19 protein-coding genes and 1 pseudogene are annotated in these 15579 nt (G+C 59.4%); 8 read left to right on the forward strand and 12 right to left on the reverse strand.

Features of this window, described 5'->3' with window-relative positions; translation table 11 throughout:
• Positions 1 to 196 precede the first annotated feature (196 nt).
• Positions 197 to 565 carry a hypothetical protein gene (locus HV670_RS22675; RefSeq protein ID WP_175107255.1) on the reverse strand — a complete coding sequence of 123 codons (369 nt, stop codon included), beginning with the start codon at positions 563 to 565 and terminating at the stop codon, positions 197 to 199.
• Between the two features lie 209 nt (positions 566 to 774).
• Between HV670_RS22675 and HV670_RS22680 the strand changes: the two genes are divergently transcribed.
• The gene (locus HV670_RS22680; protein WP_175107256.1) at positions 775 to 1092 is read left to right on the forward strand and encodes a hypothetical protein; all 318 of its coding nucleotides are present in this window, start codon (positions 775 to 777) and stop codon (positions 1090 to 1092) included.
• Positions 1093 to 1132: 40 nt separating this feature from the next.
• Here the strand turns inward: HV670_RS22680 and HV670_RS22685 are convergent, their stop codons facing one another.
• Positions 1133 to 1552: a DUF1810 domain-containing protein gene (locus HV670_RS22685; RefSeq protein ID WP_175107257.1), complete on the reverse strand. Its 420-nt coding sequence runs from the start codon at positions 1550 to 1552 to the stop codon at positions 1133 to 1135.
• A gap of 225 nt (positions 1553 to 1777) precedes the next feature.
• On the opposite strand from HV670_RS22685, the gene HV670_RS22690 reads away from it, so the two are divergent.
• Positions 1778 to 2215: a response regulator gene (locus HV670_RS22690; protein WP_175107258.1), complete on the forward strand. Its 438-nt coding sequence runs from the start codon at positions 1778 to 1780 to the stop codon at positions 2213 to 2215.
• Between the two features lie 49 nt (positions 2216 to 2264).
• Here HV670_RS22690 and HV670_RS22695 read toward each other — a convergent pair whose 3' ends face one another.
• The 7 genes from HV670_RS22695 to HV670_RS22725 form a co-directional block, all read right to left on the reverse strand.
• Positions 2265 to 3398, reverse strand: a complete 1134-nt coding sequence (locus tag HV670_RS22695) for a branched-chain amino acid ABC transporter permease (RefSeq protein ID WP_246257837.1) — start codon at positions 3396 to 3398, stop codon at positions 2265 to 2267.
• Complete coding sequence (locus HV670_RS22700) at positions 3340 to 4227, reverse strand: branched-chain amino acid ABC transporter permease (RefSeq protein WP_175107259.1); 888 nt, start codon at positions 4225 to 4227, stop codon at positions 3340 to 3342. The genes HV670_RS22695 and HV670_RS22700 overlap by 59 nt, the downstream gene beginning before the upstream one ends.
• Entirely contained in the window at positions 4224 to 4952 is a 729-nt protein-coding gene (locus tag HV670_RS22705; RefSeq protein WP_175107260.1) for an ABC transporter ATP-binding protein, read from the reverse strand. Before HV670_RS22705 ends, HV670_RS22700 begins: the two co-directional genes overlap by 4 nt.
• Positions 4949 to 5680 carry an ABC transporter ATP-binding protein gene (locus HV670_RS22710; protein WP_175107261.1) on the reverse strand — a complete coding sequence of 244 codons (732 nt, stop codon included), beginning with the start codon at positions 5678 to 5680 and terminating at the stop codon, positions 4949 to 4951. The genes HV670_RS22705 and HV670_RS22710 overlap by 4 nt, the downstream gene beginning before the upstream one ends.
• A gap of 23 nt (positions 5681 to 5703) precedes the next feature.
• Positions 5704 to 7014, reverse strand: coding sequence for an ABC transporter substrate-binding protein (locus HV670_RS22715; RefSeq protein ID WP_175107262.1), 1311 nt, complete (start codon positions 7012 to 7014; stop codon positions 5704 to 5706).
• 114 nt (positions 7015 to 7128) lie between these two features.
• Positions 7129 to 8580, reverse strand: coding sequence for an aldehyde dehydrogenase (locus HV670_RS22720; protein WP_175107263.1), 1452 nt, complete (start codon positions 8578 to 8580; stop codon positions 7129 to 7131).
• A gap of 140 nt (positions 8581 to 8720) precedes the next feature.
• Entirely contained in the window at positions 8721 to 9494 is a 774-nt protein-coding gene (locus HV670_RS22725) for a coniferyl-alcohol dehydrogenase (RefSeq protein WP_175107264.1), read from the reverse strand.
• A gap of 213 nt (positions 9495 to 9707) precedes the next feature.
• Here HV670_RS22725 and HV670_RS22730 point away from each other — a divergent pair, with 213 nt between their 5' ends.
• From HV670_RS22730 to HV670_RS22755, 6 genes and pseudogenes are all read left to right on the forward strand, one after another.
• Entirely contained in the window at positions 9708 to 11498 is a 1791-nt protein-coding gene (locus tag HV670_RS22730; RefSeq protein ID WP_175107265.1) for a sigma-54-dependent Fis family transcriptional regulator, read from the forward strand.
• Positions 11499 to 11788: 290 nt separating this feature from the next.
• Positions 11789 to 11926: pseudogene (locus HV670_RS31910) on the forward strand (ESPR domain-containing protein); the annotation flags it as partial.
• Positions 11927 to 12111: 185 nt separating this feature from the next.
• The gene (locus HV670_RS31210; RefSeq protein WP_246257840.1) at positions 12112 to 12378 is read left to right on the forward strand and encodes a hypothetical protein; all 267 of its coding nucleotides are present in this window, start codon (positions 12112 to 12114) and stop codon (positions 12376 to 12378) included.
• A 396-nt stretch (positions 12379 to 12774) separates the two neighbouring features.
• Positions 12775 to 13098: a hypothetical protein gene (locus HV670_RS22745; protein WP_175107267.1), complete on the forward strand. Its 324-nt coding sequence runs from the start codon at positions 12775 to 12777 to the stop codon at positions 13096 to 13098.
• A gap of 75 nt (positions 13099 to 13173) precedes the next feature.
• A complete protein-coding gene (locus HV670_RS22750) occupies positions 13174 to 13344 on the forward strand; it encodes a hypothetical protein (RefSeq protein WP_175107268.1) in 171 nt (56 codons plus the stop codon).
• Between the two features lie 175 nt (positions 13345 to 13519).
• The gene (locus HV670_RS22755) at positions 13520 to 13657 is read left to right on the forward strand and encodes a hypothetical protein (protein ID WP_175107269.1); all 138 of its coding nucleotides are present in this window, start codon (positions 13520 to 13522) and stop codon (positions 13655 to 13657) included.
• On the opposite strand, the gene HV670_RS22760 is transcribed toward HV670_RS22755, so the two are convergent.
• From HV670_RS22760 to HV670_RS31220, 3 genes are all read right to left on the reverse strand, one after another.
• A complete protein-coding gene (locus HV670_RS22760; protein WP_175107270.1) occupies positions 13645 to 14796 on the reverse strand; it encodes a DUF2652 domain-containing protein in 1152 nt (383 codons plus the stop codon). The genes HV670_RS22755 and HV670_RS22760 overlap by 13 nt on opposite strands.
• A gap of 104 nt (positions 14797 to 14900) precedes the next feature.
• A complete protein-coding gene (locus HV670_RS31215) occupies positions 14901 to 15227 on the reverse strand; it encodes an ATP-binding protein (RefSeq protein ID WP_175107271.1) in 327 nt (108 codons plus the stop codon).
• Positions 15224 to 15579 (reverse strand): histidine kinase dimerization/phospho-acceptor domain-containing protein (locus tag HV670_RS31220; protein WP_281362445.1); only part of this gene is annotated, 356 nt, incomplete at its 5' end. The genes HV670_RS31220 and HV670_RS31215, both read right to left, overlap by 4 nt.

The following is a 15579-nucleotide window of genomic DNA, read 5'->3' on the forward strand; positions in this document are numbered from 1 at the left end:
TGTCTACCTGAGCTCGAGATCTGCGACGTCGCGTTGATGACAAGCGCCTCCCTCAAGACGGCATCGAACAACGATTCAATAGGCCTGCATCGAGGCGACTACCGCGATCACAGTGACGTGGGCTTGAACCATTCATCAACGAAGGGTTGTCCACGAGTGATTCCTGTCTCAAACGTGGCCATTTGCACAGCAGTGCTTATCTGCCCGCACCGGTCTGTCTGATGCAGCTCAGCACGAGTGTGCTGCCCCACGCTTCAGGGCTGAGCGCGGCGGTATGGAATTCAGTGTCGCTGCACAGCCACTCGGCGAGAAGGTCCTTGCGGCAAGCCACCACCGGATCACCTGCGAGCGACTTGCCCACGATGTACCGACAGGTCTCCCGGCCATTGCACTGACGGGCGAGGTCATGGGTGGCGTTGCCAATGGGTGCTCCGCAGTTCTGGCCGTAAGTGCCCGATACGATCCTGATCGCCCGCGCTTGCGCGTATGAGCTTGCTGCTAGAACGATCAAGCTCAGGATCGTCCACGCATACCGACCCCGCCAGTACGCAGGCGCTTCGTTCATCGCGGCTCCTCGTGGGGTGGAAGTTGCACAAGTAGAAGATGGGTCACCTCGTGGTCAATATACGCCCGATCAAAACCCTTTCCCGTGAGCGTTGTTTCACTTGACCCACGACGCTTCCAGCTCACCGTCCACCAGCGACTTCGCACCGCGATCACGGCTCGGGTGGCTGCAATGGGACTACACTGAGAGCCTGGGAACAGGAGAGAGCCATGAGGAACACCGACCCTAAAAGCACCTTCCGAGGGCTGCCGCTTACCCCGGAGCAGGACTCCGAAGTAAGACACTACATAAAGGTGAGAAAGCAGCGTGGCTTGCCGTGGGACACGTCCGAACTGAGCGCGATGCTCAAGGACATGCTGCAACCGCCCACGGACGGCAATGATGAATTCGACGCGTCGGCAGACGAAACGAAAGCGGCCTCCGAGCGTGCAATGTCGTCAGTCGACGAAGCGATGGAACCCATCGAGGCGAGCGAGGAATGGCATGCCGCAATGGAGTCGGAAGGCATGAAGGGGCCAAAGCGATAGCATCGCGCGCAACGATGCGCAAGTGCAGCGCGAAGACTGTCTAAAGCTGTTGCAGCGTTCGCGGATCGGGTTCACCGGCGAAGTATTTGCGCAGAGCTTCCGTGAATACCTCGTTGTCGCTCGTGGCCCGTGCGAACAGGCTCATTGACGACCGAAACTTCAGGTAGTCCGGGTAGCCGAAAATTTCCTCGATCGAACGGCCCTTGACAAGACTTACCAGTCGCGTTGATTCCCGCAGCCGTTGGCCGAGCAAGGGATGAAGCAGATAGGCCTCGGCCTCGGCCAACGACGAGATCGCGAACCGCTGCGCCATTGCGCTTTCCCCGAGGCCCTGGATCTGCGGAAACACGAACCACATCCAGTGGCTTCGCTTACGACCATCACGCAATTCATCACATACCTGTGCATACACAGGGTCCTGTGCGTCGACAAAGCGCTGAAGGTGATAGGGATCGTCCATTTCGCCCTCCGTTTGGTGTTGGCGTGGAAAGCCACACGTAAGCGCCGATTCTCTCTCCACCGATTCTCTCTCCATTTTCCCGCCTCTTCAGCCAGCCACCGCGACGCGATCCTGCTGCGTATTGCCGGGGCGGAGTTTCATTCGACGATAGGCACGCCATCGCTGGCAAAGCCGAGCCTCCTTAGGCATGGCGAATGCTCGACATGGGGGATCGAAGGAGTGCACGTGCTGACAATTCTCGTGGTTGACGACGAACCCGACATCCTAACGGCGACTCGGGTGATGCTGACGCTGTCGGGATTTCGCGTTCTCGTCGCGCGCGACGGTACCGAAGCTTTCCGGATCGCGTCGGCGCGATTCCCGCATTTGATCTTGACAGACTGGATGATGCCGCACATGGACGGCATCGAACTATGTCGGCAGTTGAGAAAATACTTCGCCCTAGGGCAGATCAAGGTTGTTCTCACCTCCTCAGCGAATCGACCTGGGCTTCACCCGCCGCTCTGGGATGAATTCACACGAAAGCCCGCTTCCGCCCCCGAACTGATTTCGCTCATCCATCGTCTACTGCATGGACAGACACCCCGCCTACCGGCGAATTCGACGCACATTCGAATTGAGTCATTTCACTGGACCCCGGTGTCCTCTTTGCTCCCGTTGTGACTGCTTTTCTTTCAGCCCGTCGCCCTTGGGCAATCGCGAAGGTGATGAATCATTCTTGGCGGGTCTCGCCGCGACGGACCCTGTAGCCCACCGGAAGCAGCTGGAGCCCGAATTTTGCTTCGACAGCACCCCATATCCCTTTCGGAAGGACAAGCGCAAAGGTCACCGCGATCACGCCGAGCCCAATGAGGTAGGCGACACCCGCAGCACCGAACAATGTCTCGACTGTGAAAAAGACCAGGGCACCGATGATCGGTCCTTCGTACGTGCCAATGCCACCGACCAAAACCATGAACAGCATGTATGCGGTCCACTGCACGCTGAAATACGTTTTCGGTTGGAATGTGATCGACGTGGCAAGCCACAAAGCGCCCGCCATCGCGCAGCCAAACGCCGAGAGCACGAAGATCAGACGCTTCGTGGGAAGGACCCGCACACCGATGGATGCTGCCGCCTCTTCGCTGTCCCGGATCGCCCGCAGTGCGTTTCCGGTCCTGCTGCGCAGCAGTCCAAAGACGCACCAACCGAGGCCTGCCATTGCGCCAAGAGCGAGCCAGTACGTATACAGGCGGCGATCGTGGGAAGCATACTGCTGCAGCGCTATCAGCGACGTGCCCGTCTCGCCCTGGACAAGCGTGTCGAGGTTGACGAGCAAATGCGACAGCGCAGCCACGACCCACATGCCAATCGCGAACTCCCCCCCTCGAAGACGTAACATGAAAGCGGAGATTGGCAGCGACAGCATGGCGATCAATACCGCGGCCACGAACAGAGCGAGATAGGGGTTCACCCCTGCATTGGCCAATCGGACCGTGGCGTAGGCGCCCAGTCCAAAAAAGGCCTGATGACCTACCGAAACGAGGCCCGCGTAGCCGACCAGGGCATTCCACATCAAAGCCAGAATCCCGTAAATGTACAAGGTCGTCAGTCGGTCGACGAGCCCGGGCTCCAGAAAGAAAGGAGCCAATGCCAACGCGCACTGCCCAAGGATGAGCCCGGCTACAGAGGCTCTTGAAACGGGCGACCAGCGTTGGATCGTGGGCGCATGACTTCGAGTGCCCTCGTCGAGCTGCCCGGGCTTGATCGTTCCAACATGAGACACGGTGGTTTTAGCGTTCATCGGTTCAGCGAAAACGAATAAAAAGGGAACGAAGCGGGCGGCCGTCCCGCACAAGGCGGGCAAACAGCACGAGGAGAAACAGGACGTGGCCCGCAATCAGGAACCCCTGGCTGTGGACCTTTGCCCCTAGACTTTGCGCGACACCCAGCGCAATGCCGCCGCCCAAGGTGCCCCAGAGTGAACCGATGCCTCCGATCATCACGGCCTCAAAAGCGAAGATGAGTTGGGGGCCTCCGGCATAAGGATCGACCGTCGCTCTTAGCGCAAGAAAGGCACCCGCAATCGCTACAGTTCCCATCGCGATGGCGCTGGCGAAAGCATTGACTGCGAAAGCATTGACACCCACGAGCTGCGCGGTACTCGCATCGTCAGCGACCGCTCGGATCTTGCGCCCCATGGAGGTGTGTTTGAGCATCAGTTGCAATCCGCCAAGCAGAACGACCGCCACCCCAAACGTGAGAAGGGAGAGATGGCCGAAATTCATTCCCGCAATGTCAATCCCGTCATAGGCCAAGGTGTCAATGTAGGGGGCAAGCGACCGGGTGTCGGCCCCGAATGTGACGAACAAGCTATTGTCGAGAACAACAGCAAGCCCGAAGGTTGCGAGAATGGGTACGAGTTCGCCGGCGCGCGCACTGCGTTCGAGTATCAACCGGTGCAGCAGCCATCCGAGAACCGCCATCGCCGGGATCGCGATCGCGAGGCCGACAAAGGGATTCATGTCGTAGCGTTCCGCCAGCCAGAATACGCCGTAGGCCGCGACCACAGCCAGGCTCCCATGCGCCAGGTTGATAATCCGCATCACACCAAACATGAATGACACGCCACAGGCAAGCAGCGCGTAGAAGCCCCCAAGGAGCACGCCCTGAAGTATCTGATTGACCCAGCTCATGCGCGCTCCTTGATTTCGTCCGTGACGTGATGCCCGAAGTAGTGGGCCATGACTTCGTCCCGGGTCATTTCATCGGTGTGTCCGGAGGCAACGACAACGCCTTCCAGCATGCACAGAAGTCGCCCGGCGACGTCGAAGGTGCGCTGAAGATCCTGTTCGACAAGGATCAACGTCGTTCCCTCGGCAACGACCGTTGCGAGCGAGTCGTAGACGCCCTGCACAGCGGCTGGCGACAAGCCTAGCGACACCTCGTCAAGCAGCAGGACACGCGGGTTCGTGATGAGCGCTCGACCAATTGCAACGGCCTGTTGCTGCCCCCCCGACAGGGAGCCTGCAAGCGCCTTGAGCTTCGGTTTGATCTGCGGAAATGCCTCGACGACGGAATCGAGATTCCAACGCCCCGTCCGGCGGGTTGAAAGCGCGACCTGAAGGTTTTCGGCCACCGTCATTGATGCAAATAGCCGCCTTCCTTCCGGTACCAGCGCAATCCCCATTGCTGCGCGTCGATAGGCCGGCACGGATGTCACGTCGGTGCCATCGAACTCGATCATTCCTGCCGAGGCGGGATGAATCCCGGCCAGCGTGCGCAACAGCGTTGTCTTTCCCGCGCCGTTCGCGCCCACCAGCGCGAGGCGCTCTCCCTCCCGGAGGTCCAGATCGACACCTCGGACGGCTTGGAGAAGCCCATGGCGAGCTTCGAGCCCCCTGACTTTCAATATGCTCATGCGGGATGTCCTCCCAAATACGCGCTCACCACAGCAGCGTCGGATAACACCGCATTCGGGGGACCGTCCGCGATGACGCGTCCGGCGTCCATGCAGACCAAACGCTCGACCACTTGAACCAGAAGGTGGACGATGTGTTCGATCCACACAATCGTGATATTGCGTTGTCTAAGGGTACGGATCGTGCCAACGAGCTCGATGGCTTCGCCATCGGTCAAACCGCCTCCGATCTCATCGAGCAGCAGTAGCTCGGGATTTGTCGCGAGTGCGCGCGTGAGCTCGAGACGCTTGCGATCAAGCAGCCCCAACGCTTCCGCCCGCCGGTTGGCGACGGACATCATGCCGCAGAGCTCGATGGCGTCGATACTGCGGTCGTAGGCCTCTTCCCGGCGAAAACCCCCGCCTTGCTGGGCGGCAGTCAGCACGTTCTCGAAGACTGTCAAACCACCGAAGGGGCGCGGCACCTGATGACTTCTTGCAATGCCCAAGCGGCAGCGACGCGCCGCATCAAGCATCGAAATATCCTGGCCGCGCAGACTGATGGTTCCGGCAGACACGTTGACTGAACCCGACAGCGCGGCAAGCAAAGTCGTCTTGCCCGCCCCATTGGGCCCCACGATGCCAACTGCCTCGCCAGAACGGACCGTAAAGTCCACTCCGGCGAGCACCGTATTCGCACCGAACCGTTTGACGACCCCCTGGGCCGCTAAAAGTGTTTGCTCTGACATGGCACTCGAAGACTCCACGGTTCTTACGCGTACGGAATGGGCTTGTGCGACACAGGCACCGAGGGATCGCTCGAGTTTTCAGTAATGATGTACTCGTACTTGAACTTCGAACCCGCAGGGGCCTTGACCCACTGCGCACCGATCATCGCGGTCGGCGACACATTGGGCACCGGGCCTTTGGTGAAGTCGATCTGACCCATCATCGTCAATGTCCGCAGCGATCCGAGCGCCTTCGCTACAGCGGCCTTATTGCTCGGATCCGCGCTGGCTGTCAGTGCGGCAAACCCGGCATCGAGCAATGACAACGTCGCCCCCAACTGCTGATTCCACTGCTTTCCCGTTCCCTTTTCATAACCGTCTGCGAGCTGCACACCCGTCACCCCGGTCAGGGTCGACTTGTACGGGAAGTTCTTGTGCCAATAGGCCGCCACCGAGATGTTGTAGCCCAGTGGACCCAGCACCTCGATCGTCGACGCAAACAAGCCCGTCTTGGCGACCTGTACGATCTTCATCTTGCGAGCCAGCCCCTGTTGGGCAGCTTGACGCCAGAAGGTGGCGAAATCAGGGGGGATCGGGAACGACATCAGCATCTCGCAGTTTGCCTCTTTGAATTTTGCGATCTGCGCCGAAAAATCCGTTGTCCCTGTTTCGTACGGACCACCGTCGATGACCGTGTAGCCGGCCTTGCGCAACTCATGCAGCATCGCTGCACGGATTGCGTTGCCGTCCGCATCATTGGGTAGCAGGGTCGCCAGCTTCTTGTTGTTCGGGACCGCCGCCCATTGCGAGAGGTAGGACTTCACGAAGTTCGATACGCCGAACGAGAACAGGTATGTCCACTTGAACGGCGACGGCTCACCCGGCTTTGCGCCGCGCCCGAAGTACCACGCCTCCCAGGGCATCACGGTGGCCAGGCAAGGTACGCCCGCTGCTTCGCAAGCGTCCGAGACGGGATTCACGACTTCCGGCGTGGAGGTCGTGAGCATCAAATCGATCTTGTCCGTGTTGATCAGCGCCTTGGCCAACTGGGTGGCGCGGGCCGGATCCGATTGCGTGTCGCGGTCGAGAATTTCGACGGCATACTTTTTCCCGCCTACAACCAGGCCTCCCGCCAGTGACTTCCTTGCGAGATCAAGCACGTAGCCGTCGCCTTCACCGAAGCTCCCGAGGGGGCCGGTACGCGGACTCACGAACCCGATCTTGAGGGTTCCTGCTGCCTGGGCTTTTGCCAGCTTCGGCATCATCAGTGCCAAGCCCGTTGCGCCTGCAGCACCGAGTACGCTCCGCCGTGACGCGCTGCGCGGGGAGTGTGTGTTGTCTTTGGAAGCAGCCATGCTCGTCTCCTATATATATTTTAGGTTTGTCCACTAGCGCAGACGCGTGGCGACCGATGCGAGGGATCGCAAACAGTCGCCTGGTCAATCAATCAAATCCGTGTTCCGCTGACCTTAAAAGGGATAGTGCCGATCTACCGTTTGAAGCGTGATCCAGCGCAATTCGCTAAACGCCTCGATTCCCGCTCGTCCGCCAAAACGTCCCCAGCCGCTTCCTTTCACCCCGCCGAATGGCATTTGCGCTTCGTCGTGAACCGTCGGCCCATTGATATGGCAAATGCCGGATTCGATGCCCTTCGCCACACGCCATCCTCTTGCTGTGTCACGTGTAAAGACCGCGGCCGAAAGGCCGTATGCGTTGTCATTCGCGCATGCAACGGCCTCCTGCTCGTCTTCGACGCGGACAATCGCCTTGACCGGGCCGAACGTTTCCTCGGAAAAGATGCGCATCGCGGGCGTCACGTGATCGATCAATGTCGCGGGCATCAGCGTGCTATCTGCCTTGCCGCCACAGACGAGCTGTGCGCCTTTGGCAAGAGCGTCGTCGATCAGCTCGTTACACCGCCGGACCGTCGACATGTCCACCACCGAGCCGAGCACTGTGGGTCCATTTCGCGGATCACCGATGGGTAAGGCCTGCGCTTTGGCCGCGAGCCTTGTGACGAACTCGTCGGCAATACGCCGATCAACGATGATCCGCTCGGTCGACATACAGATCTGTCCTGAGTTGGCGAATGCGCCGAATGCAGCGCCGTTCACGGCAGCATCGAGATCCGCATCGTCGAGTACCAGCAGGGGTGCCTTACCGCCGAGTTCAAGCACCGACGCCTTGAGATATTTGGCGCAGGTCGTCGCAATGATTCGACCCACGTGCGTGGAACCCGTGAAGTTCACACGCTTGACCGCGGGGTGCGCAATCATCGCTTCGACAACCGCCGCGGCATCCTGCGGCGCGTTGGTCACGAAATTGACGACCCCCTTGGGCAATCCCGCGTCCTGAAGTGCCTGAATGATGAGCCCGTGAGTCGCAGGGCACAGCTCGCTACCTTTAAGGACCACGGTGTTTCCGCAAGCGAGCGGTACCGCGATTGCGCGTACGCCGAGAATGACCGGCGCGTTCCAGGGCGCCATGCCGAGCACCACGCCAGCGGGCTGCCGAACCGCCATCGCCAGGTTTCCGGCGACGTCCGAGGGAATGATTTCCCCATTGATTTGCGTCGTCAGGGACGCCGCCTCGAGCAGCATTTCAGAAGCCAGGTGTACATTGAAGCCGGCCCACATGCCTGAGGCGCCAGTCTCGGCGGCCATCGCGGCAGCGATGTCGGCACCGCGCGCCTCCAATGCGCGTGCCGCCTTCATCAGCAGTGCGCGGCGTTCGCCTGGCCCCTTGAGGGACCACTCTCGGAATGCTGCCGCAGCGGCATCGACAGCGGCAACCGCATCTTCCGCGGATGCGGCAGGCGCGACAGTCGCAGCAGTCCCATCGAGCGGATTGGCGCGCGTGAAGGTTGCGCCCGAACGTGCCTCTACAGGCTCGCCATTGATTAGCATCGAAATTTTTTTCATGTATTTTTCCAAACGGTCGGACGAGCCGACTTCCTCTGTTTTGGCCTTTCTCGATCGCGTTTTCTTCGAGAAAGGCTCCTCGGATGGGGTAGCGCCAAGCCACTTGGGCGCGTTGAGATTAAACCAGACTGAGCAGTGGACTAGTAGTCATGCATCCGGCATAGCACGTCGGAGTACATTCCACCGTCGGCCGGCACATTGGTGCCTCTGATCCACAAAGCCTCGTCCGAGAGCAGAAAGGCCACTACGGGTGCAATGTCGGCGGGTGTGCCCGCGCGGTCCATGGTTCGCATGTCTTCTTCGGCTCGCTGGCCGAGTGTCTCGATGAAGTCCTTGAGAATCGGCGTATCGACGGGTCCGGGACTGACCGCGTTCATCCGTATCCCGCGCGAGCGCCAAGTCCAACGGTTTTGCATCGTCCAGACAATCAGCGCCTCTTTCGAAAAGAAGTAGCTGCGGGCCCCTTCGATTTTGTGGGCAGCGCAAAAGTCGGGGACGTCATCGAAACTGAGTGTCTCGCTGGCACGGATGGCTTCTTTCGTGTCTGCCCAGCCAAGCCCGGCGAGAGACGCCAGATTGACGATAGACGCGCCATCGGCCAGTTTCGGCACAAGCTGTCGTGTGAGGTATTTCAGGCCGATGAGATTGACCTTGATCACCTCTGTCGCGGGCCGAGTAGGCGGCAAGCCCGCGATGTTGGCGAGGCCATTTACACCGGGCGGCAGATGCGCGACCAACCGGTCAATGGAGTCCTGACTGGCGAGGTCGGCCTGGACGAACTGACCCACGGGATTGGCGGGGGGCACGATATCCACCGAGATGACACTCGCACCTTTCGACGCGACGAACGCCGCCGTTGCAGCGCCGATCCCGGATGAGGCGCCCGTTACGATGATGGTCTTGCCATTGAGCATGTGAGACGGTCTCCGTTTTTGAAATGAAACGCGATGTGGCCGTACTCAACGCAAGGCTAGTGCCAACCACGAGGCACCGCTTCATCCACAATTAAAACATGCACTTACGCGACGAGCGTCGGTACATTCCCGAAGTTCAAATGTTTTGTTTTAATCTAGAATTGATCATCAATTTCTGATCAAGCCGGTGGTCTATCTCATGGTTTCCCCTTCGTGAAGAAAACGCCGTCACGTTTGTCGCTGGCTGAATTGCAGCAACAGGCGGCCTTGAGCCGCACCAGCGCCGACATCGACGAAGGTGCCGCGCCGACGCTCCGGGATCTGACCGAGTCCCTGGTGTTCTCGCCAGGCGATGGCCGAATCTGGCTCAACGATCAACGTATGGTGTTATGGCGTTCTTCAACGTATGGCGCCCTTCGACGCGAGCTGATCTCGAGCATGGGTCAGGAGCAAGCTCGATCCCTGCTGACCCGTGTCGGCTATGCCGCGGGCGCGCGCGATGCCGAACTCGTCCTTCGCGTGTGGCCAGACAGCGACTATGCGAATGCATTTCATGCTGGTCCTCGGATGCACCAGCTCGAGGGCATTGTTCGACCCGAAACCATCACCTTCGAATTCGATATCGCGCGCGGTGATTTCTTCGCCGACTATTGGTGGCATGACTCAAGCGAAGACGACGAAAACATTGCGGCGTTTGGCATCGGTGCGGAACCTGCCTGCTGGATGCAGGTGGGCTATGCGAGCGGGTATGCCAGTGCGTTCATGGGAAAGATGATCATCTACCGCGAAGTGGCTTGCCGCTCGAGTGGAGCCGACGTCTGCCGAATCGTGGGTCGCCCCGCTGATCAATGGGACAACCCGGAACAAGACCTGCACTACTTCGCGCCGGAGGCGTCTGCGATGCGGGTACGCCGCAGCCTCGTGCCCGTGGTCTCGGAAGTGACGAAGTCGCGTAAGCAGGCGAATTCGGAAGATGGCCGATACGACGCGGCGGCATCCAAACTCGTGGGGATCTCTTCGAGCTTCAGCGCCGCGCGTCATCTCAGCGAAAGAGTTGCGCCGACACAGGCCACCGTGTTGTTTACAGGCCCTTCCGGGGCCGGCAAGGAGTTGTTCGCCCAGACCCTCCACGCCATCAGTCCGCGAGCCGGCGCTCCTTTCATCGCGATCAACTGCGCCGCCATCCCTGACACGCTCATCGAGTCCGAGCTGTTTGGTGTTGAAAGAGGTGCCTTTACGGGCGCCCTGGCCTCCCGTCCCGGACGGTTTGAGCGGGCGCACGGGGGCACGCTGTTTCTGGACGAAATTGCATCACTGAGCTTTGTCGCGCAAGGCAAGCTGCTGCGTGCGCTTCAGGAACGCCGAATCGAACGCATGGGAGGAACCCGGGAGATCGAGGTCGACGTACGTGTCGTTGCGGCAACCAATGTGGATCTGCGCGATGAGGTGGCGGCAGGACGGTTCCGGGAAGACCTGTTCTTCCGGCTCAACGTGTTTCCGATCGTCCTTCCGCCGCTCAAGGAGCGCCGTGACGACATTCCGCTGCTAATGGAAGTGTTTCTGCGCCGCTACTCCGAGCAACACAAGCGTTTGGTGCCCGGGTTCACATCTCGCGCCGTGCAGGCGCTGTTGCAATATGACTTCCCCGGAAATATCCGAGAGTTGCAAAACCTTGTCGAGCGGGGCGTGATCATGGTTGCTCACGGCGAACCGATTGACGTCAACCATATGTTCCGCGGTGAAGAGCCGCATCATGCGAACACGCTTTCCCTCAACGAGGGGGGGCGCCTGGTCGAGACGGCGTCCGCGCCTGAGGTTCCGGCGCGTAAGGCAGGAACTCCCCTGCCCGGCTCGAATTCCCAGGCAACTGTGTCCGCAAAGGAAGTCGCGACTTATCGGAATGCGCTCACGTCGAACCGCTACAACGTAGCCGCAGCCGCACGCCAGCTGGGATTGACGCGAGCTCAGTTAGCCTACCGTTTGAAGAGACACGGCCTCCTTTAACGGCGCGTGCGGTGAAGCTGCTCGCGTGCGCGCCGACCTCGCCTGAAGGTATCAATCTGCGCGGGACCTTCGACTTCCTGAACTTTCGACTTCCGGTCGCAGCCCGATTGCGCTCACCACGCATCGATGGTGTGCGCTGATATGCCGCACCCATCGTCCTCATGCCTGGGCATTCAGACGATTCCGAATAGTTTTGAGTTTGTGTTGAGCGTCGCGAATTAGTGCCTTCTGACAGTATTCGAGATCGGCTTTCGATATCGTCTGCGGCATCGCTACGTTGTGCAAAAAAAATGAATGATCGTCGTTATCGCCTGGTGTTCAACCGGCGGCGGGGCATGCGGGTGGCCGTGGAAGAAACAGCGCGCGGCGCCGGCAAGGCCGGCCAGGACGAGACGGCTGCAATGGGTTCTGTCTCGGGTTCTGCAGTGAGTTCTGTCTCGGGCTTTGTAAGGGGTTTTGCAAGGGGTTCTGCATCGGACTCTGCCTCGCGCTCTGCAGCGGACGCCGCCGCGCGCGGTGCGGCGGTCATGTCAGGGTTCGCACGGTCTCATACTGCACGTGCCGCTCATACAGCTCGTGCCGCGATGCTGCTGCTCGGCGCGGTGCCGGCGGTATGGGTGTTGCTGCAGCAGGAGGTGCGCCGACACTTATTGGAATGGCAGCCGGCAGCAGCATCGGCGCAGCGGCGAACACCGGAGCGCAGTATGTATTCAACGACGGGAAAATCAGTCTAGCCGATACTGCGATAGCCGGAGCGACAGGAGCTCTGACGTTTGGCACGGGCCTCCTACCCGGCTTGCTGATGAATACGGGAGGTGCATTGGCCGGCTCGGGTATCAAGGGCGACAATCCGAATGTGAGCATGCAGGAGCGGCTGTAGGTGCCGCGGTCGGCTACAAGTCAGGCGGCTCGCTCGAGGGGGCGCTGACCGCAAAACTGAATCCGTGGTACCGACCGGAGTGGCTTGACTTGGGCTTGGGTATCTCCAAATACGTTACGCCTAATGTATTATCTTCGCTTGGTGGAACAATGTTTGGCGCTATTGGTTCAGAAGGAACAAGCGGCGCGGTCAGCGCAATCTTTAATGCTCCCTCCAAGGATCCCAAAAAATGATTCGAGTAAAGCGCGAGGTAATTGCGATTGGATCCTTATTTCTGTTCTTTTTGGGGCTAGTGCTTGCAGCAGGGGTCTTCTTCGAACTTCTGTTTTGGCCTTTTCTTTCATGGCAATTAGGTGCTACTGGCTACGAACTTCCAACAATTGATCGCTTGTACAAGTGGGGAAAGTTTATTTTGATTATTTCTCCCGTTTGCTCGGTGATTATGTGGATTTACAAAAAGAAGGCGTCTTGTCGTTAAATTGGGTAATTCTTGGTCTGCCTACTGAACAGGCGACTCGAGGTTCGCAGCTTGGCTTCGATGTGTATGCGATGAAGCCTTTCGCGGAAAGCTTACCTAAGGTCTTTACCAGTGAGGTCGCACCGGTCCAACAAGGCGGATACTCGGCTACGGGCGGGGCACAGCAAGTCCTCGTTCCACATCGCAACCAGTGGACTGACCCGAATGCTAACAAGATTGGCGAAATTAAAGGGATCCGATGATGGATGCTCTCAAGCTTAAAAAGTATGCAGAACTACTAGAACTATCGCTAAAGGACAATCTCGGCCGGAGTCCTGATGTCGATTGGCTGGCAAACTATCGGCTACTGGTGGAAGCCATTGAACAAGCGAAGCTATGCGTACTACTTCATCCTATTGATCTCGGGCCTGAGCGCTGGGAAATGGAATCAAACATTCGAGGGACGCCAGACGTTTCCCATCGTCTCGCACAGTTCGAACTACTTCTAGAGGGGTGGGATCTTCCTAGTGGCGATTAATCACGCGGAGAAGGCGAAGCCGCACTTCTGGGAAGCAGGGCCCGGCCCGAGCCAGGTTCGTCGTTTCTGGTAACAAGAAACGCGCATACACGGCGTACAAAATTCGCTGACGCCGGTGTTCTCGATCCCGTTCAAGAAGTGAATCTATGGCACATGAAATCAATACTCGCGATGGCTCGATGCATTTAGCCAACGGATTGGTGCTTGCCCACAATTCGAGCTATCAGCGAATTCTTGCAGCAAGAATTGAAGATTTGCCGCCCCCGGCATCTCAGCGCGACTGAACAGGCTGGGTCAGGAATCGCTCCGCCGATACCGGTAAATCAGGCTCCTCGACACTCCCCGCGCTCCCCTGCTGCCCCTCGAGCATCTGTCGAAGGGTCGCGACTTCATTGGTGATGTTCTTCTGGAATTCCGGCCCGACCTGCTCGAGGAACGCCTGGTCCTTCGGCTTGGGCCGGGCCACGCGAATCTCGATGTGCGTGCCGCCACCCGTGCTTTCCGAGAACGCATACGTCATAAGCACCTTGGGAGCTTCGGGCATGGGCAGCAGCGTGGTCAGTGTCAGATAGTCGAACGGGTGCCAGTCGATCACCTCCTCGATGACGGCGTGGGGACCATGCATGCAGTGGTTGATCGTGCCGACCCCTCGGCGGCCGCTCTCCGACATTTCGCGTACCTCGTCAGCGGCCCGCCATTTCGGCCGTTGGCTAGGCAGGATGAAATATTCCCAGACGATCGGACGCCGGGCCGCGATGTCGAACTCGATCACCAAGGCCGCCTTGCCGCGGGTCACTTCATTTCGCTGGCGCTCGCTCTCCTTCTTCCATGCCTCTTCGAGATCGCGCACCCAGCACTTCACCTCGCCGATGATGTCGATCGACTCCCGGTGCTCGACGAGGCCCTGCGCGAATGGATCGATGCCCATCGCCTGGATGCAGGGGTCGGAATACAGCGCATAGGCGTGGCCACCGAGGCGCTCGTTCACTGCATTCTTCAGGAGACGATGAATGACGATGACATCCCGACCGGCAAGCTCCTCGCGGCCAGCCATCCTCTGCCTGATGAACTCGCCATGGTGGCCGACGAACTTCAGGTCAAGGTTCTGTATGTTCCTGCAGGCACTGCATCCGCAGGATGATGCTTGCTTGATGTTGCGCAGACGCTTGCGGAAGGCGAAGTAGGCCGACTCGATGGCGTCCTGGAGAAGCGATCCGTCAACCTTCTCGTTGATCGCGTAGAAAAAGGCTGCGTCACCCTCGAATTTGGCGAGTCGCAACGGGGGGCGCAGGCATCTCACGACCGTGTCCATCAGGTCGGCGATAATGTCTTGTGCGTGATCGAGTTCGACCCCGGCGAGAAAGCGGGTGTAGCCGGAAATATCGGCGATCACGAAACAGGCGGATTCGGTTTTCTTCAGCATCCCTGAAATCCCTCCCAGGTGCCGATTGTGCCACGTTCAGCAAGCGTGCACTGCAAGTATGTCTCGCGCCAAGGAGTACGCGTGACAGCGACACGCCTCTCCCCTCACGAGGCGCTCGCGCCGATCGAAGGCAGGCTGAACTGGAAAATGGCACCGTGCCCCGCGTTGTTGGACGCCCAAACCTGGCCTCCGTGGGCTTCGATGATCGAACGGCAGATCGACAAGCCCATGCCCATTCCGTCGGACTTCGTGGTGAAGAAAGCCTCGAACAGCCGATCCGCGTCTTTCGGATCGATGCCCGTGCCAGAGTCCTGCACGGCGACGACCACATTGCCATTCTCGGCACGACGAGACTCGATCAAGATTTCCCGCGGCCTGTCCCGGATGCCGGCCATCGCCTGTATGCCATTGATGACGAAATTGATGATCACTTGTTGGAGCTGGGCCCGGTCGCCCAACAGCGCAGGCACTCGGGGGCGAGGTTGAGACGCAACCAGACCTGATGGTTGGACACCTCGCGCTGAACGAGCGACACAACTTCGTTGACGACCTCGTTGAGCTCGAGCCGCGTTTTCTGCGGGGTCGCCCCCTTGATGAGCGTGCGGATATGCCGGACGATTTCGCTCGCTCGGTCGCCTTCGCTCACCATGCTCTGCACGCAGGCCCGCGCCTCGTCCAGCTGAGGTGTCGCCCGGTCCAGCCATCGAAGGCAGGCATCGCCGTTGATCAGGATGGCAGCAAGCGGTTGGCCGATTTCGTGAACAATGGATGCACTCAGTTCAC

The organism is Pararobbsia alpina (genome assembly GCF_902859895.1).
Lineage (GTDB): Bacteria > Pseudomonadota > Gammaproteobacteria > Burkholderiales > Burkholderiaceae > Pararobbsia > Pararobbsia alpina.